Raw genomic sequence first — 23009 nt, 5'->3', positions numbered from 1 at the left:
CCAACCAGCGAGTAAGTGACGCGTGCGTTCGACTCTCCTTTACATTCCCCAGTACCTGGCCAGCGATCCCTTTCAACTCCCCATGTTTGGCTGGGGTTGGCTGCTGATTGCCTGGCTCGTCGTCGCGGCCGGCATGATGCTCGCGTGGTCTCGTTACTCGAAGACCAAGTTGGATTTCGCGGGCCTGCTGCCGTACATCGGTCTGGTGGCTGTCGGGATCGTCTTCGTCCTGCCGCGTTTGCTAGTCGAGTACGACGAGGCTGGCGTATCCAAGCTCGGCTTGCCGATTCGGACCTACGGCATGTTTATGGTGGCGGCGGTGCTATCTGGGGTGCTGCTCGCGGCGTATCGCGCACGACAAATGGGGATCGACCCCGAGGTAATTTATAGTCTGGCGATGTTGATGATCGTGTCAGGCATCGTCGGCGCGAGAGTGTTTTATGTCAAGCAGTACTGGGGCGACTTTTATGTGAAGGACGACGTCATCGCCACGCTGCAAAAGGTGGTGAACATGCCTCAGGGCGGTTTGGTGGTGTATGGTGCGGTGCTGGGTTCCTTTCCGGTTGGCTTGTGGTATGTATGGTCGCGCAAGTTGCCGCCGCTGGTGATCGCCGACCTGGTTGCTCCGAGCCTGCTGTTGGGGTTGGCACTGGGTCGTGTTGGCTGCTTCATGAATGGTTGCTGCTACGGCGGTTTCTGCTCGACGATTCCGCCGGCGGTCACCTTTCCCGCTGGAAGTCCGCCCTATCAACGCCAGGAAGACCATGGCTGGCGAAGTGGCATGTGGCTGAAGCAAGAGGACTCTGCGAAAGAGAATGAGCCGCCCAAGATCGTGGTCGCTTATGTCGCGCCCGATAGCGTCGCTGCCCATCAGCAAGTTCGCGCTGGTGATGTGCTGCGGAAGGTGAGTGGCAAAGTGGTTGCTTCGCTCAGCGATGCCCAAGAGCTACTGGCGGGAAGTTCTGGCGCGGTGGAATTGGAACTGGCCGACGACCGCGTGATTCGCTGGCTGAAGGCTCCTGCCCCGCAGCGCAGCGCGCCGGTGCATCCAGCTCAGTTATACGCAGCCGTCGATGCAGCCTTGCTCGCTTTTGTGCTGTGGGCCGTTTATCCGTTTCGCCGGCACGATGGCGAAGTGACTGCCATCATGATGATCGTCCATCCCATTTCGCGGATCATGCTCGAGTTTATCCGTGTGGATGAAGGGGGCCAGTTCGGGACGGAACTGACTATTTCGCAGTGGGTGAGCATCGGGCTGTTGTTCGTGGGCGTCGCGCTGCTGTGGTACATCGAGCGGCAACCTCGCGGCAGCCTGGTTCCCGCGCGAGCGTGATTCTCATGCCGCAATTCGTCATCCTGCGTCACACGCTCCCGGCTGATTCAGAGAGGGCAAGTCATTTCGACTTGATGCTGGAAAGTGGCGAGACGCTGCTGACGTGGGCGATTGCTGAGTTGCCGACGAAGGTGCCAACCGCAGCAGAAGAACTGCCGCCGCATCGCCGGGCGTATCTCGACTACGAAGGTCCGGTCTCGAATAACCGCGGGACGGTCAAACGAATCGATCGTGGAGTCTACGAGTGGGTGCGACAGTCAGCGGATGAGTTGTTGGCGAGAATCGAGGGAGAGCAACTGCGTGGGTTGCTGTTGATTCAACGACGCCACGAGCAGATGTGGGAAGTTTCTCTGCGGGGTGAGACGTAGAGCTATTGTCTCGCAGGTCGAGCCGGTGGCTGAACTTCTTCGGCGGTGCCCGTGGCAATGAGAGTGCCGGGAGTGAGTTCCAGCGAGCGAAGGACAATGGCCCGTTTGTCGCCCGGTTCGGCCAGGGGCAACGAAACGAGTGCGAGTGGATCGCCGTCCAACTCCTGCCAGCGAATGAGAATGCCGCGCTGGGTCGCTTCGGCGGTGATCTGGTCCAAGTACTGCTTGAGCGGAATGGGGAGTCGTCCAGCGGCCACTTGATGAATGCGAATGGCAACGACGTTCGGCTCTTCGGTCAGAAAGGCTTCGAGCTCAATGGAGACGACGGTCTCGATGCCGACCGTCTTGTACTTGCAGGCCGCCAGGAGCCTGTTGGGTTCGATGGCCACGCGCGGATCGCTGACTTCCGGCGGCAAGCTTCCGGCGAACTTCTCGGGCAACACGGTCGCTAGCCAGCCATTGATCTCGTCGGCCGCAAGCTCGAAGCGCCAGTCCCCGGTGCGCTGAATTTGGTTCTGCAGCTCGAGCGCTTCGGTCTCGAAGTTCTCGCCGGCTTGTACTTGCTCTTGTGGTGACGAGGCAATGGCCTGCTGATAGAACTGTGGAACCTGCTGCACCTGGTAAGTGAAAAAACCGAAGCCGCCAGCCGTTAGCAACACCAGGAACAAGAGAATCCACAACAGGCGAGAGCGGCCACGACTCATGCGTCACCGTTGCAAGGCTGGTGAGGGTATTGCCGCGACACGCCAGGTTTCGACTTCGGTCAGCACCATACGAGCGGCAGCATCGGGATCGCTGGCGACGGCTTCAAACGGGCGCGTGTTGGGTTGACGCGGAGCGACTTGCATCTGGACCGAGAAGCGATACTGTCGGCCCGGATCGAGTTCTTCGAGCACCACGTACTGCGCGCCGAGTTCTTCGAGTCGCTGACGAACTTGCTGCACGTAAGGTTGACCACCGGACTCAGGCGACTTCGCCGGCAAGCGACCCGCGAAGGTCGGCGGGGCATTGAATAAGGGTGGAGCGGTGACCACTGCATCGAGACCTTCGGACTGCGGGCGGTTTCGCTCGGGCTCTTGTTGAATCAGAGACTCATCGAAACGCGCGGGCGACACGCCGTCAATCTGCACGGGCTCGGGAGTGCGCTGCGGCGTGGTGCTGACGATTAAGTCGGGCACGCTCTTTTTGGCGGCACCATAAATGGCCACGTCGAAATTCTTCGAGACGTAGGGAATCGCCAGCACGGGCAAGCCAATCAAAAACGCCACGAGCACCATCGAGCGAACGCTCGGCGAGGGGACCCAATGCATGTGCTGCCATCCTTTGCCAATGTTGCGAGGGCAATCCTTTGCCAACTCCCCAATCTTAACGAAAATTTCGCAGCCGACCTAGGCGAACTTCAGCCCCGTGCTATCACGCCCGAGCGTTCCAGGAAAAACGCTCAAGTCGCCCTTGACGCGCTACTAGCAGCTTCGTATCGTTCCCGCCGCATGTCCACTCGCATCGCCCTATTGCTGTGGCTGATTCTTCCCGCCCTCGCGGCGGGACAGGAATTGGTCAATCTCTCGCCGCGTCCCGGCCTGCTGATGCTGCGCAATGGCCAATTGCTGAGCGGCGACATCACCCGCGCCGGCGATCACTTTATTGTGACGATTGGCAGCGGCGTCGAAGTGAAGATCGCCGTCACGGAGGTCGAGACGGAATGTGCCAACCTCGATGCAGCCTACGATTGGAAGCTGCGACGTCTCTCTGGCGATGGTGCCGGTCCGCATTTGGATTTGGCCGATTGGTGTTTGAGAAATCACTTGCACCGTCGTTGTGCCGAGCAACTGCAGTTGGCGCTTGCGACCGATCCTGAGAACAAGCGGATCGATCAGATCGACCAGCGTTTGCAACTGGCGATGAAGAGCCCCGAGCCAGCGAAGAAGTCGGCGACGAGCGCTGCGATGGTTGGTCCCGAGCAACTCGATTCCATGATGCGCGACCTGCCGCGTGGGACGCTCGAGCGCTTCACGACCATCGTTCAGCCGATGTTGAACAATCGCTGTGCCACCAATCAATGCCACGGCGGCAGTTCGACCAACGAATTGCGTCTGCTAAGACCGCCGACTGGGATTGGCTCGCCGCAACGATTCACTCAGCGAAATCTGTATGCCGTGCTGCAGTTTGTGAATCGAGATGATCCCGCCAGCAGTCTGCTGCTGACGAAGCCGCAAGAACCTCATGGCGGGGCTAACACGCCCGTCTTCGATTTGCGAGGTAAGAGCCAGCTTTATGAGCTGCAGGTTTGGGTAGAGCAGCTCGCTCACCGCAAAGAGGTTCCACCGCCGCAGCCCACCACCATTGACGCGCGAACCGCGCAGCTTTCGACTCCGCTGCGAGCGACTCCCGGCAGCGAGAATGCTGGTGCCAGCGGCACGACGCCGACGCAGTCCGCTGCTGCTCCTGGCACACCGAACGAGACGACGGTCAAGAAGCCGACCGATCCTGCTCACCCTGGTAAGCCAGCGAATCAAGGTCCGTGGCAACCGCGCGATCCGTTTGATCCGGAAATCTTCAATCGCCGGTTGAAGCGTTAAGTTCGCTGTCCCTACTGCGGCAAGCGAAAATCTCCCTGCCTCCAGGCCGCGTAAAAGTCTCGGTTGCTGGCCAGCAAATCGGGCATCGCCAAAACTTCGTCACTCGTCAGCCAGTGGACGGACTCGACTTCCAAGTGGTTGGGGACGATTGTTTGCTCGGGCAGCAGTTCCACGAGCCACCAGGCCAACTTTACATTCGTGACCGTCAAACTTTGCCACAGCCGCTCGCGCGGAATGATGGCAGCGCCAAGTTCTTCCCAAAACTCTCGCACGACGGCTGCTTCTTCCGATTCGCCCGGCTCGATGCTTCCGCCCGGGAAGCAGTATTTGCCTGGCGAGCGCACGGTTTGCGAACGGCGAATAACGAGGAACCGCGCGTCTGGTACTTCCGGCCGAACGACGACCGCCACCACTCCATAGCGAACTTGGGACATTCGTAGTTTTGCACCGACTATTGAAAAAGGCACTGCTGCTTGAAGCCAAGCCAGGTGTCTCGTGGCCGGCAAGGTCGCAGCATTTGACTCTAGCCGATTCTATCCGCACAAAATACCGCCCGTCTCTGCGGAGGATAGCGGTTGCCCGTGGCGTTGAATCTCGATGTTTCCGAGGAGCCAATTTGCGAGTGGTATAATGGAGGAGTTCTCACTCTTTGCTTGAGGTAGCCACTATGCGTTCGGGTTTGCTCGGAACTTCGCTCCTTTGGTTCGCGCTGGCAGCCACTTGCTCGGCCGCCGACTTGTACGTGAATAACGTCACCGGCGACGATCGTCGCAACGGCCAAGAGCCCACTTCCTTTGGGGCCGGCAACGGTCCCGTCCGCACGATCGCCAAGGCGCTGCGGCTGGCGAACAAAGGGGACCGAATTATTCTCGCCGTGAATCCGGAGCCCTATCGTGAGAGTATTGCCATCAGTGGCGGCTATCACTCGGGGCTGCCGAATTTCCCGTTTCAGATTGTTGGCAATGGAGCCACGCTCGATGGCCGACTCTCGCTGGCGGATGCGGAGTGGGAGTTTGTGACCGGCGACATTTTTCGAGTGCGACCTCCGCGCGGAGCGTTTCAACGATTATTCCTCGACGACCAGTTGGCTGAATTCGTGAAGCCAGTGGGCGATGCGCGTCCTGTGCTGCAGCCCAAGCAATGGACGCTCCTTTCGGGCTTTATCTATTTCTGTGCTGAGAAAGACCAGATTCCGTCCCATTACAATTTGTCGTGCTGTGGTCTCACCACCGGCATCACGCTCTACCAGGTGCATGATGTGATCGTCTCCGACTTGATCGTCCGGGGATTTCAGATTGATGGGGTGAATGCTGCCGACAATGTGCGCGAAAGCAAGATTCAGGGTGTCGTTAGCAACGAGAACGGCCGCAGCGGCTTTACGGTTGCCGGTGCTTCGCGGGTGTTCATCGACCAGTGCGATGCGGCTGGTAATGGCAACTCTCAACTTCGCACCGAAGGTTATTCGCAGACGCGAGTGCGCGAATCGGAGTTTGACGAAAAGTCTGCTCCCGCGCTGGTGAACGACGGTGCCCGGGTCTTTCGCGTCGAAGCGAACTAGCGCTGGGACGCATCAGCTGACAGGCTCTTGATCCAAATCGCTCGCTGTTCCCAGATGCGCAGGCCAGCCGTGTGATAGTGATGGATCGCCGGCGCGTTGTCGGCGTCGACCGACAGCAACAGATGGCGTGCCTGGTTCGATTTGGCAAGTTCCACGGCGTGTTGCACCAGCTGCAATCCCCAGCCGCGGCCACGAACTTCGGGCACTAGCCCCATATAGACCAGTTCCACCTGCGGTACTTCGCCATGCTCGGCCAGCAACAGGCAGCCCACATCACGACCTTGGAACCGCGCGAGATACCACCAGTCGTCGCGCGGCCGGCCGATATCGCGATACCCCTTGAGCACCTCGGCCGTCGGCCGGAGACCATCGACGGCCGGGCAATCGAGCGTGCCGATGTAGGTCCGCTCCAGGATCGCTGCCCAGCGCGGAATGTCTGTCGGATCATGCGAGACCAGATGAAATTCGGCGATCGATGCCTCAGGCGTGGGCAAATCATCCAGATCGGCAGCCAGATAGAGCAAGTCACCAGCCAAGTGATACTCCGCAGCGATAAACTGCTGGGTGACTTCATCCGATCGCTTAGGAGTCAGCGCTTGAGCGAGCAAAACACCCTCCGCCTGCAGCGCTCGATTCATCGCTTGCAGCAACGAAACTGCAATTGCTCCGCGACTGACTGGCTCGGCGATCACCTGGGGCGCCATGACCACGGCACTTCGCCCGGGCAAGCTTTCGGCGAGAACAGTGCCCACCAGCTTGCCGTTTTCCCGAGCGGCGACCAGTTTGAACCGCGGCGGTTGCTGGCCTGCGGTTCGAAGCACCGCAGCGATTTGGACAGATCGCTCCGCTACACTCCAAGCTGTCGACGCCAACTGCAGGGCCTCACTGGGCTCGGCAGTGGATTGCTGAAGTGCTTCGACGGTGATCTCAGGCAGTTTCATTTCGCCCGAGCATAGCTGATAATTGCAGGAAATCGAACGGCATCTGCCCATCGCCACGACAGATGCACACTAACAACCAGATCGCCCATTCCGGAACAGAGACAATTCGGAGGAGTTTCGTCATGCGTTTGCTGAAAACGGGCCTAGTGGCCCTCACGACGGTTTTCGTGCTGCATTCCGCAGCCTCGGCCCAGTTGTTGAAAAAACTGGAGCAACGGCTCGGCGATGCGGTCAACAAGTTGGCTCCACCTGCCGAAGGTGCGCCAACACCTGCGGCCTCTCCTGGCTACTTGGGCCTAACCGCTGACGAGACCGATGGCCAGTCAGGTGTGGTTGTTCTGAACGTGAAGCCTGGCAGCCCAGCAGAAACGGCTGGCCTGAGGAAAGACGATCTCATCTCAGCGATCAACGGACTCGGCGTGAAGAACCTGGACGACTTCCAGGCGAGTCTCGACCAGGTTGCTGCGGGGCAAAAGGCTCAGTTCTCCGTAATCCGTGGTCGCGATTCGCTGAAGCTCGACGCCACGTTGGTTGCCCGCCAAACACCACCCATCAATCGCTTGGGCGCTGAAGATCCCGGTCCAGCGCCAGGTGCTGAAGATCCGCTGGAAGTTCCAGCAGGGACTCCACGCGGAATTGGTGATTCGGTCCTGCGTCCGGGCGAAGGTGCCGAAGAGCGTGCTTCGCTGGGCATCTCGGTTGTCCCGGTGACCGAGCAAGTTCGCGCCGCCAGCGGTCTACAGTCGACACGTGGTGCGCTCATTGCTGCGGTTCGTCCCGGTGGTCCTGCCGATCGGGCCGGCATCGCTGTCGGTGGTGTGATCGTCGCCATCGATGGTCAGCGAATCAACGCCTCCGAAGAGTTGGTTGCGATCGTCGCTGCTTCTCGCCCCGGTCAGGAAGTGGAATTGAGCTACTATCGTGGCGGCACGCTCACGCGCAAGACCGTGCGGTTGTCGCCCACGGTGCTCGACTCTCGCGCGATGCCGCCAGCCGTTCCACCTGCAGCGGGCAATCCGCCCGCCATCGGCGGAATCTTGGGAGGCGCTGCCGGTGATCGTCCGCTGGTTCGCCGCGTGGGCGAAGTGCTCGACAATCTGGCTCGTCCAGCAGGTGGCGCACCGGCAGGTCAAATGGAAGATATCTCGGCGCTGCGCAGCCAGGTTGAACTGCTGCAGGCCACCGTTCGTTCGTTGGAGGACCGGTTACAGAAGCTCGAAGGCAAAGTGAGTGCTCCTCCTGAGGCCGCTCCTGCCGATCCTTTGCGAGCACCGGTGCGTGGCCCCGAATTGCCGCTGGCTCCGCCAGAACGTCCGGCTCTGCCGACTCCACCTGCACTGCCATAATTTTGGAGCAAGGCTTGCCAAAGAGTCACGGATCGTGAACAAACGCCGGTGTGGAGTGTCACTCTCGCACCGGCGTTTTTCTGTTTCGGGGCGACAGCCTGCCGAGCGTCCTGAGATAAATTTTTTCGTTTGAGGATCACCGCATGCGACTTGTCAGGTTCGCTACTCTTTTATTCATTGCTCTTGTCGCTTTTTCCATTCGTACAGAAATGGCATCCATGGCCGAACAACCTCCCGTCGCTCCGATTAAGACGGTGACTGACACTCATTTTGGCACCAAAGTTACCGACGACTACCGTTACTTTGAGGACTTCAAAGAACCAGCGGTGCAAGCTTGGGTGAAACAGCAGGCAGACTATGCCGACCGTACACTCGCGGCAATTCCTGGTCGCGCGAAACTCCTGGAGCGAATTCAGCAACTCGATGCCGGCAGTCCGTACAGCATTTATGGCTTCACCCTGCTCCCCAGTGGTCAATTGTTCTACTTCAAGCAGCTTGCCGCAGAGAACGTGGCCAAGCTTTACGTTCGCGATGGGCTAGCTGGTGCCGAGCGCGTCCTGATCGATCCGGAAACATTTCCCAAAGCCGAAGCAGGCGGCCACTATGCCTTGAGCTTTTACCGCGTCTCTCCCAATGGTAATCAGCTGATTTACGGTTTTGCTGCCTCGGGATCGGAACAGACGACGTTGAAAGTTTTTGACCTGCCCACGGGTAAGGACTTGCCAGAGAGCATCGATCGCATTGAAGCAGAATACGCTCTGCCGTATTGGCTGCCGGATGGCAAAAGTTTTGTCTACAGTCGGCGGCGAGATGTTCCCGCCGATGCTCCTGCCAGCGATGGCTACAAATTCACGCAGGCTTTTCTTCATCAAGTCGGCATCGAGCCGACCAAAGATGCACTCGTTTTCGCCAACGGCGCTGTCGGTTCACCAGTGATGGCAGAAATGGATTTTCCCGCCGTGATTGTGGCGACGGGCTCGGAATGGGCGATTGGCCAGATCAAACATGGCGACGAAACCGATATCACGCTCTACGCCGCGCCGCTAAAGCAACTCGGCTCAGCAGACATTCGATGGACGAAGATTTGTGACCGCACCGATCAAGTCACCGAGTTCGCGGTTCGCGGCGATGACATTTATCTACTCACCGCCAACCAGGCACCACGTTTTAAGGTAGTTCGCACTTCCCTGCAGACGCCAGACTTCCTTGCTGGGAGCGAAATCGTTCCCGCTGGTGAGCAAGTCGTCGATTCACTTTCGGTCGCTCAAGACGCGCTCTACGTCGGCATGCTCGCAGGAGTCCCGAACAAAATTCTGCGAGTGCCTTATGAAGTAAATGCGAAAACGCATTTTGTCGAACTCCCCGCCGATGAACCCGCGGGTCAAGTCTCAATGGCTCGTGTGGATGTGCCTGGCATCTATCTCAACACACGTTCCTGGACACGCGCGGGCAAGCTCTACCACTACGATCCAAAATCGAACGAGCTAACCGATACCAAGCTATTGCCCACGGGCGAATTCGATTCACCCGCTTGGCTAGCTTCGACCGAGGTGATGGTTCCCAGTCACGACGGCGTGAAGGTTCCTCTCTCGATCATTCATCGCCGCGATATCAAGCTGGACGGTTCGCACGCGACGCTCCTCTCGGGCTATGGGGCCTATGGTTTTACGGCAGCGATGCGCTACAAGCCGACGGATTTGGCGTGGATCGAACGAGGCGGCGTACTGGCCATTGCCCACATTCGCGGTGGCGGAGCTTTTGGGAAGGAATGGCACCATGCGGGACGCAAACTGACGAAGCCGAACACCTGGAAAGACTTCATCGCCTGCGCAGAATACCTCGTGAAGACCGGTTATACATCGCCAGCGAAATTGGCCGGCGCTGGTGGCAGTGCGGGAGGTATTCTCATCGGACGGTCAATTACCGAACGCCCGGACCTGTTTGCCGCGGCACACATTTCGGTTGGCTGCACCGATATGCTCCGATTTGAGACGACCCTCAACGGTCCGCCGAACGTGCCCGAGTTCGGCACAGCCTCAAAAGAAGACGAGTTCCGCGGTCTCCTGGCCATGAGCACGCTTCATCACATTCGCGACGGCGTGAAATATCCTGCGGTGCTGCTGACCCACGGCATCAACGACCCGCGCGTTGAACCCTGGATCTCGGCGAAAACAACGGCTCGCCTGCAAGCAGCCTCGGCCAGCAAGAAACCGGTTCTCTTTCGGGTCGACTATCACGCCGGTCACGGCATCGGTTCCACGCGCACCCAGCGCCAGGCAGAGCTGGCCGATGTCTGGTCGTTCCTGCTGTGGCAATTCGGCGAAGGCGAGACTTTGCCAGGCCGCCCGTTAAGCGAGCAATAGAAATGCGGTTGAAGCCACATGATCTCACTCCGCAAACCATCGGCCCAGCGAATCACCGCCTATCTGGCAGGTCAGCGAGATCAACCTCTCTCGTACGATTTCTGCGGCAGGTCTCGCGATCTGCTACAAGCTGAGGTACCGAGTGGCTTTGTGCGCGATCACCGGCGGGCTAGCCTTGGACACGGTGATCTTGCCTGGCAGCGAGCAAAGGATGCGATTCGCACCTGGGTGATGTTCCGCAATGGTTGGACCGAACTGCACGCGCCGCAAGGACCGCCCCAGAACGGCAACGTCGTAGGGATGCTCGTTAGGATTGCCGGCCTGTGGTGGCTCAATCCGTGCCGCGTGTTGTACGAAGTTGATGACGCAGGGCCGATAAAACGGTTTGGTTTTGGCTACGGGACATTGCACGCGCATGCCGAGCGGGGTGAAGAGCGGTTTCTGGTCGAGCAAGATGCGGCGGGAGAAGTTTGGTACGACCTGGGAGCATTCTCGCAGCCTCGAAATCTACTGGTTCGAATGTGCAACCCGTGGGCTCGACACATTCAACTTCGCTTTGGCCGCGATTCGGCAGCGGCCATGCAGCGATACGTTTCGCAGGCGACACAGGTCGTAGCCGAGGAAGCCTCTATGACTTCGCGCCTTTGATTTTCAACTGGGTGAACTCCGCAACGCGGTCGCGGATCGCAGGCTCAACGGGAAGACGCTCCATGCTACTGGCGCCATAGAAGCCGGTGACGCCTTCCGTATGATCGAGAATGTATTGGGCATCGGCAGGCTCGGCGATTGGTCCACCATGACAAAGAACCAGCACGTCTTGGCGAACTCGCTTGGCGGCGTCATGGATGGCCTGTACGCGCACGGCTGAGTCTGCCAACGTCACGGCGCTCGTTGCCCCAATGGTTCCCTTGGTCGTCAGGCCCATGTGCGCGATGATGATATCGGCGCCGGCAGTTGCCATGGCAGTGCTTTCCTCGGGATTGAAACAGTAGGGCGTCGTCAGCAGGTTCATCTCGTGCGCCTGGCGAATCATGTCGACTTCCAGGCCGTAGCCCATGCCGGTCTCTTCCAACCCTTGGCGAAAGGTGCCATCGAAGAGGCCCACCGTGGGAAAGTTCTGCACACCCGAAAAGCCCGCTTCGTCAACCTGTTTGAGAAACAGCTTCATGATGCGAAATGGGTCGGTACCGCAGACCCCGGCGAGCACCGGAGAGTTGGTGACCACCGGCAATACTTCACGAGCCATTTCCATGACGATGGCGTTGGCATCGCCGTAGGGCATCATGCCCGAAAGTGATCCGCGGCCGGCCATGCGAAAGCGACCGCTGTTGTAGATGACGAGCAAATCGACGCCCCCCGCTTCGGACATCTTGGCGCTGATTCCGGTTCCCGCGCCACCGCCGACGATGGGTTTTCCCGCTGCAACTTTGTCGCGCAGACGGTTGAGAGTTTCTTGGCGGGAGAATAGAGCCATCTTGCTGAATCCTGCATGCTGCCGGAGGAGGACTGGCGGAAATAATCGAACTCGGAACGCAGGCAGAGTGTAGCCTCAAATTTTGCCACTGTGACTTGGGCTTGAGGGAATCTGGCAAATTGGTCGCAAAGCGTTCTTGACGCGCGGCGCGCAACCAAGGTCGCGGTCACGAATCGACCGACTGAAGGATCGCAGTACGTGCGACACCAACGAGTTGCGCTCATCGTGACCGATTGTCATCTTCTGGCATAGCACTTGCGTTAACTTCGCAGACAGCCTGCCCAGCGCCGAAGTTGTTTCAACGCGTGGGGGCTCAACCCGTACACCGATTAATGGAGAGGTGCCCTTTATGAAGCGCGTCTTAGTATCGCTAGCCGCTATCGGCTGCGCTTCGTGGCTGACATATTCAGCCCAAGCACAAGAAGAACTGCCGCGCGAGCCAGTTCCTGTCGTCGCCGATCAGCAAGGCGATGACAACTTCGAACAACTGACTCGCGGCCCCGTTCACGAAGCCTTCGCCCAGGCGGTAACGCCACCGGTCGAAGAAGGCTTGGTGATTTCGAAAGCGCCACCCGCCCTCATCGAAGAGATTCCACCAGAACAACGTCCTGCTGGTGACAACATCGCCTGGATCCCCGGTTACTGGGGCTGGGACGATGAACGCAAAGATTTTCTCTGGATCAGCGGCATTTGGCGGGCGATGCCCCCAGGTCGCGAATGGGTCCCCGGCTATTGGGCCGAAGTTACTCAAGGCTTTCAATGGATGCCCGGCTACTGGGCCGACATGAAAGTGGCCGAAACCGAATACCTGCCAGCCCCTCCCGAAACCGTTGATGCGGGCCCCAACACGCAGGCCCCGACTGGCGAAGAAATCTGGATCCCCGGTGTGTGGTCTTGGCAACAAGATCGCTATGTCTGGCGAGCCGGTTATTGGTCGCGCGGTAGCCAAAACTGGATCTGGACCAACGCTCATTACGTCTACACGCCACGGGGCTATGTCTACGTCAGCGGTTACTGGGACTACAACCTGCCGCGTCGCGGTATCTTGTATGCTCCGGCCTACTTCCGGGGACCGATCGCCCAGGGCTATCGCTATTCGCCTAGCGTGGTGATTAACACCGCCCAGTTCATCGACCACTTGTTCCTGCGTCCGACTTATCGCCACTATTACTTCGGCGATTACTACGCAGCCAACTACCGCGGCCGAGGAATCTTGCCGTGGTTCGCGTTCCATAATAGCCGCTACGGCTTCGACCCGATCTATTCGTACAATCGCTGGAACAACCGCAACGATCGCGATTGGGAACGACGCGTCGAAGCTCGCTACGAGGATCTGCGTGACCGCGAAGACGGTCGCCCTCCACGTACGTACGCCGATTGGCAAAAACGCAATGGTGGCAACAATCGCGATTCATTCGTATTTGGCTCGGTGCAAGATCTGACCAACGTCCGCGATAACAACTGGAAGTTTAACAAGCTCAGCGAAGACGCCCGCCGTGATGTCGGCCGCTTGTCGCAAGACCTCGATACCTATCGTCAACAGCGAATCAAGACTGAATCGGACAAGACTGCTCGCCGCGACAACGATGGCCGTGGTTCTGACCGAGTTCGACTGCTGAAGCCACCAATCGGTGACGAGAACGCTCAACCGGTTCGTGACCGTGATAATGCAGACCGTCCCGGCCGTGACAATGATCGCCCAGGTATAGATCGCCCAGGTCGCGACGAAGTGCTGCCGGGTCGCGATACGCCCCGTGGTGAAGATCGACCAGTTCGCCCAGGTGTTGATCGCCCAGGTCGTGATGAAGTGCTGCCACCGCGTGACACTCCGCGCTCGGAAGACCGCCCTGGTCGTCCCGGTGAAGACCGTCCAGGCCGAGGCAGTGTGCTGCCCGGTGATCCACGCGGTGGAGACCGTCCGGGTCGCAGCGATGACAATACGCCGCCAAAGCTCGACCGTCCGGTGACGCCGCGCCCGTTGGACGAACCGAAGGCTCCAAGTGAACGGGGTGTTGATCCACGCACCTTGCCACAAGAGGCTCCTCGTTCGGCTCGCGACCTGCCCGGTCCGTTGAATGATGTGCGTACTCCCGGCCGTGACATGGATCGGCCGAAGTCGGCCCAAGATCGCCCCGGCCCACTGAACGATACTCGCGATACCCCGCGTGATCGTCCGAAGACTGGTCCCGGTTTGGATCGCAATCCGCCTAAGGCTGAAACGCCAAAGGCCGCCCCTCGCGTCGAACGCGATGCTCCCAAAGCGGAAGCTCCGCGGGCCCCACGAGTGAATCCGGCTCCGCCGCGAGAAGCTCCCCGGGCTGCACCAGCACCTCGTCCGATGCCCTCGCCAGCTGCTCCCGCTCCGAACCGGGGTGGTGGCAACGAAGGCAAGGGTAAGGGCGGCGGTGGTAAGAAAGGTGACTAACGACCAGCGGAGTGCAAAGTCGTCAGTTGCTAGTTGATTGATCCACGTAGACTGTGGGTAACCAAGGCTCGATAGCCAAGGAGGTTGCCCGCAGTTTTTTTATGAAACCTGCCAACCGCAGAGAGGTGTGTGATGCGTAGTCGTTTTGGAATGTTTGTGCTCTTGCTTGTAGTCCTGGTGATTGGCTTCAGCTTTTATCGAGGTTATCTGACCCTCACGAGCCAAAAGCAACCCGTGACCGATAATCCCGAGATCAAACTGATCGTTGATCAAGACAAGCTGAAAGCTGATACTGATGCCGCCGGCGCCGAAGTTCAGAAGATGACGAAAGACGTCGATCTGAAGCCCGGTTCCTAGTTCCTTTCCCTTTCTTTCGTCAGCATTCGGAAAACCTGCCATGGGTCTGTTAGAAATTCTGCTCCTGCTCCTCGTAGCAGGAGTTTGCGGCAGCATTGCCCAAGCCATCGTCGGATATTCGCACGGTGGCTGCCTGGTTTCAATCGTGCTCGGGCTGATTGGTGCCTTGCTCGGGACATATCTGGCCGGCAAACTCGGCATGGGCGATTTTCTGGCCATCAACTTCAATGGGAAGACCTTTCCAATTGTGTGGTCGATCATCGGCGCGACGCTCTTCGTTGCGGTCCTCAGCCTGTTTACGCGCAGGAGACCAATGGTCTAACGCCGATTCGCTCGCTCAGCCTATAATCGTGGCCAAACAGGAAGGAGTCTGATTGTGCGACGGCCGAGCCCCTTTACCCAGCGACGCGATCCGGTCGATATCAAGATGACGCCGATGATCGACGTTGTCTTCTTGCTGATGATCTACTTCATCTGGTCAGCGAGTTTCACCGTTGCCGAACAGTACATGCCGAGTCAACTGTCTGCACTTTCGCCGGGCACCGGGCAACCCTCAACAGAGCCACCGCCGCTGCCCGAGGATATTGAGTTCGACAAAGTCATCGTGCGTGTCACTGGTGCTTCTGGACGCGTTGGTTGGTTGGTGAATGATCAACCCGTGGCATCGATTGCGCAGTTGCAAGGAATTCTGACGAACATTAGCCGCATCAAAAGCGATGCACCGATTGTCTTGCATCCCGATCCGGACGTTCCCCTGGGAGACGTCATCGACGTGTTCGATCTGTCGCGTCTGATCGGCTTCGAGAAGATCCAGTTCGCCGTGAGCGCCGATTAACCGAAAGCAGATCTCTTCGTCTGCTCGCGACGCCTGGTTTTGCGGCGAAAGATAGATAGCTGTCCATACCAGCGGAACATCAGCAGGCTGAGGAGCGAGGCAATAGCCGACGGAATCAGCAGCAGCCACATCAGCCCCGTGCCGCCGAAAATCAACACGCTGCCGAGCGCAATCACCAGGCTGGCGATCACTAGCAGCAAAGCAAGGGTGCGGGTCCAGATCATGTCGCGGCGTATCACCGCGTGATATTGGCCATAGGCGAGCAGTGCGGCCATCACGAGAGCATTTGCGGCCCCGGTAGCAAATTGAGCCAGCTTGGCGGCCTCGGGAATCTGCAGATTCACTTGCGGGTACTTGTTCGTAACCCACGCGAGCAACACATAGCCGGCTGCCAGGCCGAGAGCGAAACAAGTGAACCAAATCAGGCCCGTTGCCAGCCAAATCTCTTTATTCAGCGGAAGCAAGTTCGAGGCAGCAACGACCTCGCTCGTTTCATCCGCCGTGGGAGAAGCGTAGGGATTGGGCGTATCGCGCGAAGAGAGAGTCATGCCAGAAGTTTACGCGAGTGCCGGATTGTTAACCGGAGTCTGAGCAGGTGGCGGTGCCGATTCAGTGCTGTCCTGCGCTTCGACGATCCGAAATTGCAAGCCCGCCATCGGAGCTCCGCCGTTATGAAACCGGAGGCCACCCAGTTCGTAGTTGGCCATCGCTTGATGCGTATGACCAAAGTAGACGTGCTCAAGCCCCGTGCCTGGGCCATGCCCGATGCGATCGAGATAGCCGAGCAATCGCTGGGCGACCTTACGTTGCGGGTGGATCACGCCCGCCAATCGATGGAGCCGAGCTTTGACCGCAAGGTCGTACAGCAGGTGCTTCATCGGCCCGCGAGTTTCGTCGCCCAGCCAGTGTTGGCGGTTCGACTCCAAGCGGGAGGCGCACATCGTGGGATGGTCGGCGGCGTCACCATGCAAAAAGATGCTACCGGCTAAACGCAGATAATAATGGTGAAACTGCAGGTTCGGGCACTGCTCGGCATAGGCACTAATGGCACTCAGGAACCGCCCGTTGTAGTCGTGGTTGCCCGCAACGAAGTGAAACTGGCAGTCTGGATTCCGCGAGACCAGGCGGTCGACCCAGTCCACCGAGGCCCGCACCGTCGTTTCGACCGATCCCAATGTCGACCAGCGAAAGTCGAAAATGTCGCCGCCTAGCACGAATGTACGGGCTCGATTGGCGCTCGCGTGAATAGCCTGCTCATGTGCGGCTGCCTGCGAACGGCGCGAGAACATGTGCAGATCTGACACAAAGTACGTGCTCGGTTCCATTCTCTCAATCATAGCAAACCGTGTTCCTGAAAGCGCCGTCGCGGGGGCCCGCACGGCACGTTTCCGGTAGCGGGGCTTTTTCGCGCGCAGGTAGAATCGGGCGCATGTCCCTCAGCGTTTCGCTCATCGTCGCCGTCATCGCTGCCGTCGTGATCCTGGCGTTTGTGATCATCGCTCTGATCACTCTGCAAGAGGCTCGCCGTTTTCAACGAAAGCTGGCAGCGCGGACTCCGCGGATGCGGTCGAGCGATTCAGCCTTTGAAGCAGCTTTTGCGGTTGTGGCGCAAGCAATCGGCCACGATCTGGGCGTCGATCCTGCCAAGTTGCTGCCAAGTTGCTGCCAGAGGATAACCTGCGGACCGATCTTCAGTACGGGGTTGACCATCTCGGCTGCGAGGACACACTACGGGACGCGTTTCATGTCGTTGCGGCCCAGGCCAATGTCCGCGAAGAACTGTTTCGAGATTGTGTCACACTGCGAGACATGGCCGAAAAACTGCGTTGAAGAATGTTACTAGCCCCCAGCCCCTTCCCCTTACTGCAACCCAATCCCCAGCGCGCGAAATTCACCTGCTTCGAGCAGGCATTGTGCGCGCTCGACTTCGGCGTAGTAGTCGCGACGAACGAGTAGGCGGGCTGCTGCTTCGTCGAAAACGCCGATGACTTCGCGATGCAGTTGCAAGGCCGAGGCGGTGACTTGCGCAGTGATCGGCCCTTCGACCGTATCGCGCACGGCGATCGCCTTCGGTGGTCCAAAGGCGAGGAACAAGCAGCGACGTGATTCAAGGATGGTGCCGACGCCCATCGTCACCGCCAGTCGAGGTACCTTATCTTCGCCACCAAAGAAGCGGGCGTTGTCGCGAATGGTTTCGGTGGCCAATGTTTTCAAGCGAGTACGGCTGCCGAGTGACGAGCCTGGTTCGTTAAAGGCAATGTGACCGTCGGTACCGACGCCCAGCACCTGCAGGTCGATGCCTCCGCATTCTTTGATCAGCTGTTCGTACTGCCGGCAATGGGTTTCGAAATCGAGCGCGCGGCCGTCGGGCACATGCGTGTTGGCAGGCATGATGTTGATGTGGTCGAACAGGTTCTGCTGCATGAAGTGGCGATAGCTCTGCGGATGAGCTGGCCCCAGCCCGACGTATTCGTCCAGGTTGAACGTGCGCACCTGTGAGAAGTCGAGCCCATCTTCTTTGTGCTGTCGAATCAGTTCGCGATACATGCTCTGCGGCGTGCTGCCCGTGGCGAGCCCCAGCACACAGTTCGGCTTCTTGCGGACCAGATCGGCAACAAATTTGGCTGCCCGCCGACTGGCTGTTTGAGCATCGGATTCAATGATGACGCGCACGGTCTCGCTCCCTTGGTTCCCAGGCTAGCCACATTTCATGACCACAATTTCAGCCAGCTTGCTACTGATGGTAAACAGAGAGGGGGAGAGTGGGCGAGGGGGAGAGCGGCAGAAGATGAGTCGAGTTGGACAAGTTGTTGGGATTAGTCCAGTGGTAGCGAATGTTCAGCCTGCTGACGAATTGTCGTAAAACAGCGAGAATCTTCCGTTTTCTCTGCCCCTCTCCCATTCTCCCCCTCTTCCACTCGCACTCCCGCTTCCCCCGCAACGTACAATTGAAGACGGGTTTGTTCGTAGGGTAGGGGAGGATCTCGGTCAATGATTTCCATCATGCCAGGCAGTGCGGCGCAGGCCATCCTTCGTTCGTCGTCGTCCAGGTTGCCACGCCGGGGACTAATCTTGTCCGTGGTGGCAGTGGTTGCTGCTTGCTCGGCGCTATGCCCACCAACGCCCGTACATGCGCAGGGTTTGGGAAATCGCAGTTTGCCCGGCGATGCTTACTTCGCCATGTTCGGGCCTTACTACGATGGTGACTATGCCTCGGCGATTCGCGGCTTTCGTGACTCAGCCCGCGGTGGCCTTGTCAGCGTGGAAGGTCGTTGGGTCGATGCGATTTGCCAACACACGATGATGGGCGAGTCGTACTACCAGATGGGCGACCTGGCCAACGCGCTCGACCAATATGCGGCGGCTTGCAAACTGTTCTTGGCACATCGCGATTGGATGCTGCGCGTAGAGTTTCCCGCCAACATCGAACAGCAGAACAATCCGCGTGTGACGATCACCTGGGGTGCTTCGACCCGCGCGATGAAGATCGGCAACTTCCCCGAGAAGTTCCAAGTGCTGCATGGCCGCATCGACAATCAACAAGCGGCCAGTCAGGGTGGTGTGATCGCGCCCCCCAGTTTGCGTCCGGCGAACGTCATCGAAATTGCTCGCTGTATCGCTGTGGCCATTCGTCGTCGCGGCGAGATCATGGGGCCCACTTGCGAGCACGATCCGCTCACCGGGCAACTGGTCGACGCTCTCTCGCGCCGACCTGGCCCGCCGAATCATTGGGCTCAGTGCTTCGTCGAAATCCAATATGGCATGGCGCTCTCGGCCGCGAATAAGCAAGTGCAGGCAATTTCCGAATTGCAACGCGGCCTGCTCGCCGGTGGTACGCTCGATCACCCGATGACTTCGCTCGCCTTTCTCGAGTTGGGCAAGATCGCCTTCGCCCAGGAAAAGTACGACGCTGCTTATCTGGCGTTTTTAGAGGCCACTTACTCGGCTGCCTGGTTCGATCGCTTCGACGTCATGGAAGAAGCCTTTCACTATGCTCAGCTGATGCACATCATCTCGGGGCAACAAGGCGTGTTTGCTCCGGCCGTTCCCGCCGCCGCATGGGCCAAGTCCAAGCGCTTGCGCACCATGAATGTGACGCTCCTCACCGGCCTCGCCGAAAACTTGTTGGCCGCCGGCGACACGAACAACGCCAGCAACACCATCGGACAAGCCCGCACGAATCTCGGCCGCGCCGAGTGTTTGCAAGGAGCCATTGGCTGCCGCCTCAACTTTCAAACCGCCCGTATTCAACTCGCGCAAGGCAACAACTTGGGGGGCGGCACGTCCCTGGTGGCTGCCCTCAACTACCAGCGCAAGGCTTCGCCCAGCCTGTTTCAAATCGTGCTCGCCGATGCCATGTTCACCAGCGGCGGTGTGACCGAACGACTGGCCGACCTGCTGTATGCCAACGTACTGCGCGAGCCGACGTCGCGAGATTGGCGACTCGACCCACTCGATGTGATTGCCATTCAATCGACGCCCCACGTGCCGCCGATGGAACACTGGTTCGAACTGGCATTGGCTCGCAAAGAACACGAAAAGGCCCTGGAAATCGCCGATCGCATTCGTCGTCATCGATTTCATGCCATCTTGCCCCTGGGCGGCCGACTGCTGGCCCTGCGCTGGGTGCTGCAAGCTCCCAAAGAGCTACTAAGTGAACCGGCGGTACTGCAGAAGCAAGACCTGCTGAACCGCTTTGCCGCCTACGATGCGCTGAATCAACAGGCCAGTGCCGCTCGCGCGGCACTGGAGCAATTGCCATTGCTGCCGCAGGACGATGCCGAGCAAAAGAAGCAACTCGAACTGTTTCAGCAATTGGGTACTGCCAGTGGCAATCAGGAACAGCTGCTGAATCAGATTGGTCTGGCCCGTGTCGCCGCCGAGCAACCGTTCCCGCCACTCAAGGCAGTCAAGGACACGCAAAAGGAACTTCCTCCCGGCAGCCTGGTGCTGGCGTTCTTCCAGACCAGCCGCAATCTGCACGCGTTCGCCTTTACACACGATCAGTACGCCTACTTCACGCTCGACTCGCCGAACAAGTTGAAGGTTGAGATGGCGGATCTATTCAAGAAGATGTCGCTCTACGATCGCAACGCGCCGATCCCGGTTGAAGACCTGGCATCTGATGCCTGGAAGACTCCGGCCGCTTCGATTTTGAAAAAGCTGAGCAATGGTGCTGGGCCCGATGATTGGGCTCGCTACAAAGAGCTGATCATCGTTCCAGACAGCTTTCTGTGGTATGTCCCCTTCGAAGCCTTGCCTCTTCCTGGCAGCCCAGAGGGTGCACCGCTGATTTCGCACCTGAACATTCGCTATGCCCCAACCATGTCGCTGGTGCTGGGCGATAAGCGAAATCAAAAGCCACTCTCGAAAACGGCTATCGTGGCCGGCAAGGTGTTGCCGCGCGATGACGAAAGTGTGGCAAAGGGCGTCGCCGAGCAGATCGCTGGTGCAATTCCAGGTTCCACAATTTTCACAACCAGCGCCCCAGCTACCGGCAACCTGATGGGCACTCAGTTCGACCGACTGGTGATGCTCACCGATATGGAAGAAACCGACAAGCTCCCCTTTGGCTGGTCGCCGTTGCAACTCGACCGTGGTAAGCCCGGAGCGAATCTAAGCGACTGGATGCAACTTCCCTGGGGTTGTCCGGAACAAATTGTGTTCCCCACCTTCCACTCGCCAGCCGAATTTGGCCTGAAAAAAGGTGGTACGGGAGACGAAATGTTTCTCACCGTCTGCGGCCTGATGGCGTCCGGTAGTCGCTCAATGTTGCTCTCTCGTTGGCGTGTCGGCGGTCGCAGTACGAACGACTTTGTGCGTGAGTACTCGCAAGAGCTGCCGCACTTGCCGGCCGCCGAAGCTCACCGCCGAGCGATCACCTTGGTGCGCGGTACGAACGTCGATCCGCGCGAAGAAGGTCGGCTGCGAGCACCAGCGACACTTGAAGAATTCAAACCCGAGCATCCGTTTTTCTGGGCTGGTTACATGCTTGTCGACAGCAGCGCTTACGTCGCGAAAGAGCAGAAGCCAGCCGCAGAATAGTAGAGACCATAAATCTGCTTAGCGAATCGGCGATTTTCCCAACAGGCGTCTAAGGACGCCGATCTGCCCTACGTGCAACATCTCGTGATGTGAGCAGAACAGCAACGAACCGTATTTGGTTGCGTATGCGGCATAAGGCATGTCGATCGGTTCGTCGAGCGTCGCGGGATCGATGTTGGGCAATTCAATCATTGCCTGATGATAGACGCGATCGAAGGTCGCGCGGATTTCGACCGCAGGCGGGTTCTTCGCCGGGTCTGGATCGGGAGTCGTGCCGCGGCTGAATTGCTTGCGAAAGCTGGACGTCATCAGCTGCAAGTCTTCGGGTTGTCGCCCCCGCTGACGAAAAAGTACGAGCCCGTATTGCGCCATTGCTAAGTGTCCAATCTGCCAGGCTAGATGGGTCGATGCGCCTGCAGGCATTTGAAACCATTCATCCTCGGCAAAGTCGATCAACATTGTCAGCAAATAAGTCCGCGCAAATTCAATTTGCTTGATCGCTAAGTCCAGCCGAGGGTCCATGAACTGGGTTCTCCGTTATGCTCAATTGTGATACGTCACTTTGTCGCTGCATCATAACGAATTAAAGGCAATTGTCGCGACTCAGCCAGTTTTGAAAGAGGCAACTTCATAAGAATGTTAAAATGAAACACTTGCCATAGCTTGTCGTTGCCGATGACGATAGAATCGCCAACTAGATACTTCTCTCCCGTGAAAGTTGGCTCCGTGATGAGTGCTTTCGATGAATCCACGTTCGGCGACGACGCGGAACTCATGCGATTATTGGCACTTGCCAATGAAGGCGATCCGGCAGCCGTCGAACAGCTTTTTCACCGACTCTACCCGTATCTGCTGCTGTGCGCCCGCGAAGAACTTGACTCCGAATTGCGAGCCAAGGTACGCGAGTCCGATCTCGTTCAGCAGTCATGCCTCGAAGCTCATCGAGATTTTCCAAAGTTCACCGGCCATAGTGTCGCCGAATTGATGCAGTGGCTGGAAACGATCCTGCGCTCGAATGCAGCCGACTGGCGCCGCCGCTTGGCTGCCACTAGGCGGCATGGCTTGGAGCCTGAGTTTTCGCTCGACGACAGCCGATCCGAACAGGCGCAGGATGCTAAACAATCGCTGCTTGCGGACAGTGTCGTGATGGGTAGCGGCAGTTCTCTCTCGAAGGACCTGGAACTCGACGCGGCAATTTCTCGGCTGCCAGCCGACTATCAGAACGTGATTCTTATGCGCCACCGGGATAAACTATCGTTTGCCCAAATTGGCGAGCGGACCGAGCGAACCCCCGATGCCGCCCGCATGATTTGGGCGCGCGCGGTGCATCGTCTGCGGGTCGAAATGAACGGCCCCGACGAATAGGCATCGCTGCCAAATTATTT

23 protein-coding genes are annotated in these 23009 nt (G+C 58.6%); 14 read left to right on the top strand and 9 right to left on the bottom strand.

Annotated elements, in window-relative coordinates; translation table 11 throughout:
* Positions 1-22: 22 nt before the first annotated feature.
* Together NA78x_RS21885 and NA78x_RS21880 are read left to right on the top strand one after the other, a co-directional pair.
* Complete coding sequence (locus tag NA78x_RS21885; protein ID WP_425614511.1) at positions 23-1333, top strand: prolipoprotein diacylglyceryl transferase family protein; 1311 nt, start codon at positions 23-25, stop codon at positions 1331-1333.
* A gap of 5 nt (positions 1334-1338) precedes the next feature.
* Positions 1339-1701, top strand: a complete 363-nt coding sequence (locus NA78x_RS21880) for a DNA polymerase ligase N-terminal domain-containing protein (protein ID WP_425614510.1) — start codon at positions 1339-1341, stop codon at positions 1699-1701.
* A gap of 2 nt (positions 1702-1703) precedes the next feature.
* On the opposite strand, the gene NA78x_RS21875 is transcribed toward NA78x_RS21880, so the two are convergent.
* Complete coding sequence (locus tag NA78x_RS21875) at positions 1704-2405, bottom strand: hypothetical protein (RefSeq protein ID WP_425614509.1); 702 nt, start codon at positions 2403-2405, stop codon at positions 1704-1706.
* A 3-nt stretch (positions 2406-2408) separates the two neighbouring features.
* Entirely contained in the window at positions 2409-3011 is a 603-nt protein-coding gene (locus NA78x_RS21870) for a hypothetical protein (RefSeq protein WP_425614508.1), read from the bottom strand.
* Between the two features lie 180 nt (positions 3012-3191).
* Here NA78x_RS21870 and NA78x_RS21865 point away from each other — a divergent pair, with 180 nt between their 5' ends.
* Positions 3192-4280, top strand: a complete 1089-nt coding sequence (locus tag NA78x_RS21865) for a hypothetical protein (protein ID WP_425614507.1) — start codon at positions 3192-3194, stop codon at positions 4278-4280.
* Between the two features lie 11 nt (positions 4281-4291).
* Here NA78x_RS21865 and NA78x_RS21860 read toward each other — a convergent pair whose 3' ends face one another.
* A complete protein-coding gene (locus NA78x_RS21860) occupies positions 4292-4714 on the bottom strand; it encodes an NUDIX hydrolase (protein ID WP_425614506.1) in 423 nt (140 codons plus the stop codon).
* 233 nt (positions 4715-4947) lie between these two features.
* On the opposite strand from NA78x_RS21860, the gene NA78x_RS21855 reads away from it, so the two are divergent.
* Positions 4948-5838: a hypothetical protein gene (locus tag NA78x_RS21855; RefSeq protein ID WP_425614505.1), complete on the top strand. Its 891-nt coding sequence runs from the start codon at positions 4948-4950 to the stop codon at positions 5836-5838.
* On the opposite strand, the gene NA78x_RS21850 is transcribed toward NA78x_RS21855, so the two are convergent.
* Positions 5835-6779, bottom strand: coding sequence for a GNAT family N-acetyltransferase (locus NA78x_RS21850; RefSeq protein WP_425614504.1), 945 nt, complete (start codon positions 6777-6779; stop codon positions 5835-5837). The two genes, NA78x_RS21855 and NA78x_RS21850, sit on opposite strands and share 4 nt — an antisense overlap.
* Before the next feature lie 122 nt (positions 6780-6901).
* On the opposite strand from NA78x_RS21850, the gene NA78x_RS21845 reads away from it, so the two are divergent.
* From NA78x_RS21845 to NA78x_RS21835, 3 genes are all read left to right on the top strand, one after another.
* Complete coding sequence (locus NA78x_RS21845) at positions 6902-8125, top strand: PDZ domain-containing protein (protein ID WP_425614503.1); 1224 nt, start codon at positions 6902-6904, stop codon at positions 8123-8125.
* A 218-nt stretch (positions 8126-8343) separates the two neighbouring features.
* A complete protein-coding gene (locus tag NA78x_RS21840; RefSeq protein ID WP_425614502.1) occupies positions 8344-10488 on the top strand; it encodes a prolyl oligopeptidase family serine peptidase in 2145 nt (714 codons plus the stop codon).
* Positions 10489-10506: 18 nt separating this feature from the next.
* On the top strand, positions 10507-11136 hold the full coding sequence (locus NA78x_RS21835) for a DUF1990 family protein (protein WP_425614501.1): 630 nt from the start codon (positions 10507-10509) through the stop codon (positions 11134-11136).
* On the opposite strand, the gene NA78x_RS21830 is transcribed toward NA78x_RS21835, so the two are convergent.
* Positions 11117-11962: a phosphoenolpyruvate hydrolase family protein gene (locus NA78x_RS21830; RefSeq protein WP_425614500.1), complete on the bottom strand. Its 846-nt coding sequence runs from the start codon at positions 11960-11962 to the stop codon at positions 11117-11119. The two genes, NA78x_RS21835 and NA78x_RS21830, sit on opposite strands and share 20 nt — an antisense overlap.
* 349 nt (positions 11963-12311) lie before the next feature.
* On the opposite strand from NA78x_RS21830, the gene NA78x_RS21825 reads away from it, so the two are divergent.
* The 4 genes from NA78x_RS21825 to NA78x_RS21810 all read left to right on the top strand — a co-directional run bounded on the left by NA78x_RS21825 (position 12312) and on the right by NA78x_RS21810 (position 15579).
* On the top strand, positions 12312-14387 hold the full coding sequence (locus tag NA78x_RS21825; RefSeq protein WP_425614499.1) for a hypothetical protein: 2076 nt from the start codon (positions 12312-12314) through the stop codon (positions 14385-14387).
* A 132-nt stretch (positions 14388-14519) separates the two neighbouring features.
* Complete coding sequence (locus NA78x_RS21820; protein WP_425614498.1) at positions 14520-14744, top strand: hypothetical protein; 225 nt, start codon at positions 14520-14522, stop codon at positions 14742-14744.
* A gap of 40 nt (positions 14745-14784) precedes the next feature.
* Positions 14785-15066: a GlsB/YeaQ/YmgE family stress response membrane protein gene (locus tag NA78x_RS21815; RefSeq protein ID WP_425614497.1), complete on the top strand. Its 282-nt coding sequence runs from the start codon at positions 14785-14787 to the stop codon at positions 15064-15066.
* Positions 15067-15120: 54 nt separating this feature from the next.
* Entirely contained in the window at positions 15121-15579 is a 459-nt protein-coding gene (locus NA78x_RS21810; protein ID WP_425614496.1) for an ExbD/TolR family protein, read from the top strand.
* Here NA78x_RS21810 and NA78x_RS21805 read toward each other — a convergent pair.
* Both NA78x_RS21805 and NA78x_RS21800 read right to left on the bottom strand, forming a co-directional pair.
* Positions 15576-16127 carry a hypothetical protein gene (locus tag NA78x_RS21805; RefSeq protein WP_425614495.1) on the bottom strand — a complete coding sequence of 184 codons (552 nt, stop codon included), beginning with the start codon at positions 16125-16127 and terminating at the stop codon, positions 15576-15578. The genes NA78x_RS21810 and NA78x_RS21805 overlap by 4 nt on opposite strands.
* 9 nt (positions 16128-16136) lie before the next feature.
* Positions 16137-16904 carry a metallophosphoesterase gene (locus NA78x_RS21800; RefSeq protein WP_425614494.1) on the bottom strand — a complete coding sequence of 256 codons (768 nt, stop codon included), beginning with the start codon at positions 16902-16904 and terminating at the stop codon, positions 16137-16139.
* Positions 16905-17008: 104 nt separating this feature from the next.
* Here NA78x_RS21800 and NA78x_RS21795 point away from each other — a divergent pair, with 104 nt between their 5' ends.
* Positions 17009-17422: a hypothetical protein gene (locus NA78x_RS21795; protein ID WP_425614493.1), complete on the top strand. Its 414-nt coding sequence runs from the start codon at positions 17009-17011 to the stop codon at positions 17420-17422.
* A 17-nt stretch (positions 17423-17439) separates the two neighbouring features.
* Here NA78x_RS21795 and nagB read toward each other — a convergent pair whose 3' ends face one another.
* On the bottom strand, positions 17440-18252 hold the full coding sequence (nagB, locus tag NA78x_RS21790; protein ID WP_425614492.1) for a glucosamine-6-phosphate deaminase: 813 nt from the start codon (positions 18250-18252) through the stop codon (positions 17440-17442).
* 318 nt (positions 18253-18570) lie between these two features.
* Here nagB and NA78x_RS21785 point away from each other — a divergent pair, with 318 nt between their 5' ends.
* Complete coding sequence (locus NA78x_RS21785; RefSeq protein WP_425614491.1) at positions 18571-21624, top strand: CHAT domain-containing protein; 3054 nt, start codon at positions 18571-18573, stop codon at positions 21622-21624.
* 18 nt (positions 21625-21642) lie between these two features.
* On the opposite strand, the gene NA78x_RS21780 is transcribed toward NA78x_RS21785, so the two are convergent.
* Positions 21643-22146, bottom strand: a complete 504-nt coding sequence (locus NA78x_RS21780) for a DinB family protein (RefSeq protein ID WP_425614490.1) — start codon at positions 22144-22146, stop codon at positions 21643-21645.
* 207 nt (positions 22147-22353) lie between these two features.
* On the opposite strand from NA78x_RS21780, the gene NA78x_RS21775 reads away from it, so the two are divergent.
* Positions 22354-22989, top strand: a complete 636-nt coding sequence (locus tag NA78x_RS21775) for an RNA polymerase sigma factor (RefSeq protein WP_425614489.1) — start codon at positions 22354-22356, stop codon at positions 22987-22989.
* Positions 22990-23009 lie beyond the last annotated feature (20 nt).

This window comes from Anatilimnocola aquadivae (assembly GCF_049819085.1).
Classification (GTDB): domain Bacteria; phylum Planctomycetota; class Planctomycetia; order Pirellulales; family Pirellulaceae; genus Anatilimnocola.
This window is presented reverse-complemented; position numbering and strand designations above follow the sequence as displayed.

What these genes read in the sequence shown, in the direction of transcription:
- NA78x_RS21855 (WP_425614505.1), top strand. Translation starts at nt 4,948, where the DNA reads ATGCGTTCGGGTTTGCTCGGAACTTCGCTCCTTTGGTTCGCGCTGGCA.
- NA78x_RS21795 (WP_425614493.1), top strand. Translation starts at nt 17,009, where the DNA reads ATGTCCCTCAGCGTTTCGCTCATCGTCGCCGTCATCGCTGCCGTCGTG.
- NA78x_RS21780 (WP_425614490.1), bottom strand. Translation starts at nt 22,146, where the DNA reads ATGGACCCTCGGCTGGACTTAGCGATCAAGCAAATTGAATTTGCGCGG.
- NA78x_RS21880 (WP_425614510.1), top strand. Translation starts at nt 1,339, where the DNA reads ATGCCGCAATTCGTCATCCTGCGTCACACGCTCCCGGCTGATTCAGAG.
- NA78x_RS21820 (WP_425614498.1), top strand. Translation starts at nt 14,520, where the DNA reads ATGCGTAGTCGTTTTGGAATGTTTGTGCTCTTGCTTGTAGTCCTGGTG.
- NA78x_RS21775 (WP_425614489.1), top strand. Translation starts at nt 22,354, where the DNA reads ATGAGTGCTTTCGATGAATCCACGTTCGGCGACGACGCGGAACTCATG.
- NA78x_RS21785 (WP_425614491.1), top strand. Translation starts at nt 18,571, where the DNA reads ATGATTTCCATCATGCCAGGCAGTGCGGCGCAGGCCATCCTTCGTTCG.
- NA78x_RS21870 (WP_425614508.1), bottom strand. Translation starts at nt 3,011, where the DNA reads ATGCATTGGGTCCCCTCGCCGAGCGTTCGCTCGATGGTGCTCGTGGCG.
- NA78x_RS21865 (WP_425614507.1), top strand. Translation starts at nt 3,192, where the DNA reads ATGTCCACTCGCATCGCCCTATTGCTGTGGCTGATTCTTCCCGCCCTC.
- NA78x_RS21840 (WP_425614502.1), top strand. Translation starts at nt 8,344, where the DNA reads ATGGCCGAACAACCTCCCGTCGCTCCGATTAAGACGGTGACTGACACT.
- NA78x_RS21875 (WP_425614509.1), bottom strand. Translation starts at nt 2,405, where the DNA reads ATGAGTCGTGGCCGCTCTCGCCTGTTGTGGATTCTCTTGTTCCTGGTG.
- NA78x_RS21825 (WP_425614499.1), top strand. Translation starts at nt 12,312, where the DNA reads ATGAAGCGCGTCTTAGTATCGCTAGCCGCTATCGGCTGCGCTTCGTGG.
- NA78x_RS21800 (WP_425614494.1), bottom strand. Translation starts at nt 16,904, where the DNA reads ATGGAACCGAGCACGTACTTTGTGTCAGATCTGCACATGTTCTCGCGC.
- NA78x_RS21815 (WP_425614497.1), top strand. Translation starts at nt 14,785, where the DNA reads ATGGGTCTGTTAGAAATTCTGCTCCTGCTCCTCGTAGCAGGAGTTTGC.
- NA78x_RS21850 (WP_425614504.1), bottom strand. Translation starts at nt 6,779, where the DNA reads ATGAAACTGCCTGAGATCACCGTCGAAGCACTTCAGCAATCCACTGCC.
- NA78x_RS21835 (WP_425614501.1), top strand. Translation starts at nt 10,507, where the DNA reads ATGATCTCACTCCGCAAACCATCGGCCCAGCGAATCACCGCCTATCTG.
- NA78x_RS21845 (WP_425614503.1), top strand. Translation starts at nt 6,902, where the DNA reads ATGCGTTTGCTGAAAACGGGCCTAGTGGCCCTCACGACGGTTTTCGTG.
- NA78x_RS21860 (WP_425614506.1), bottom strand. Translation starts at nt 4,714, where the DNA reads ATGTCCCAAGTTCGCTATGGAGTGGTGGCGGTCGTCGTTCGGCCGGAA.
- NA78x_RS21805 (WP_425614495.1), bottom strand. Translation starts at nt 16,127, where the DNA reads ATGACTCTCTCTTCGCGCGATACGCCCAATCCCTACGCTTCTCCCACG.
- NA78x_RS21830 (WP_425614500.1), bottom strand. Translation starts at nt 11,962, where the DNA reads ATGGCTCTATTCTCCCGCCAAGAAACTCTCAACCGTCTGCGCGACAAA.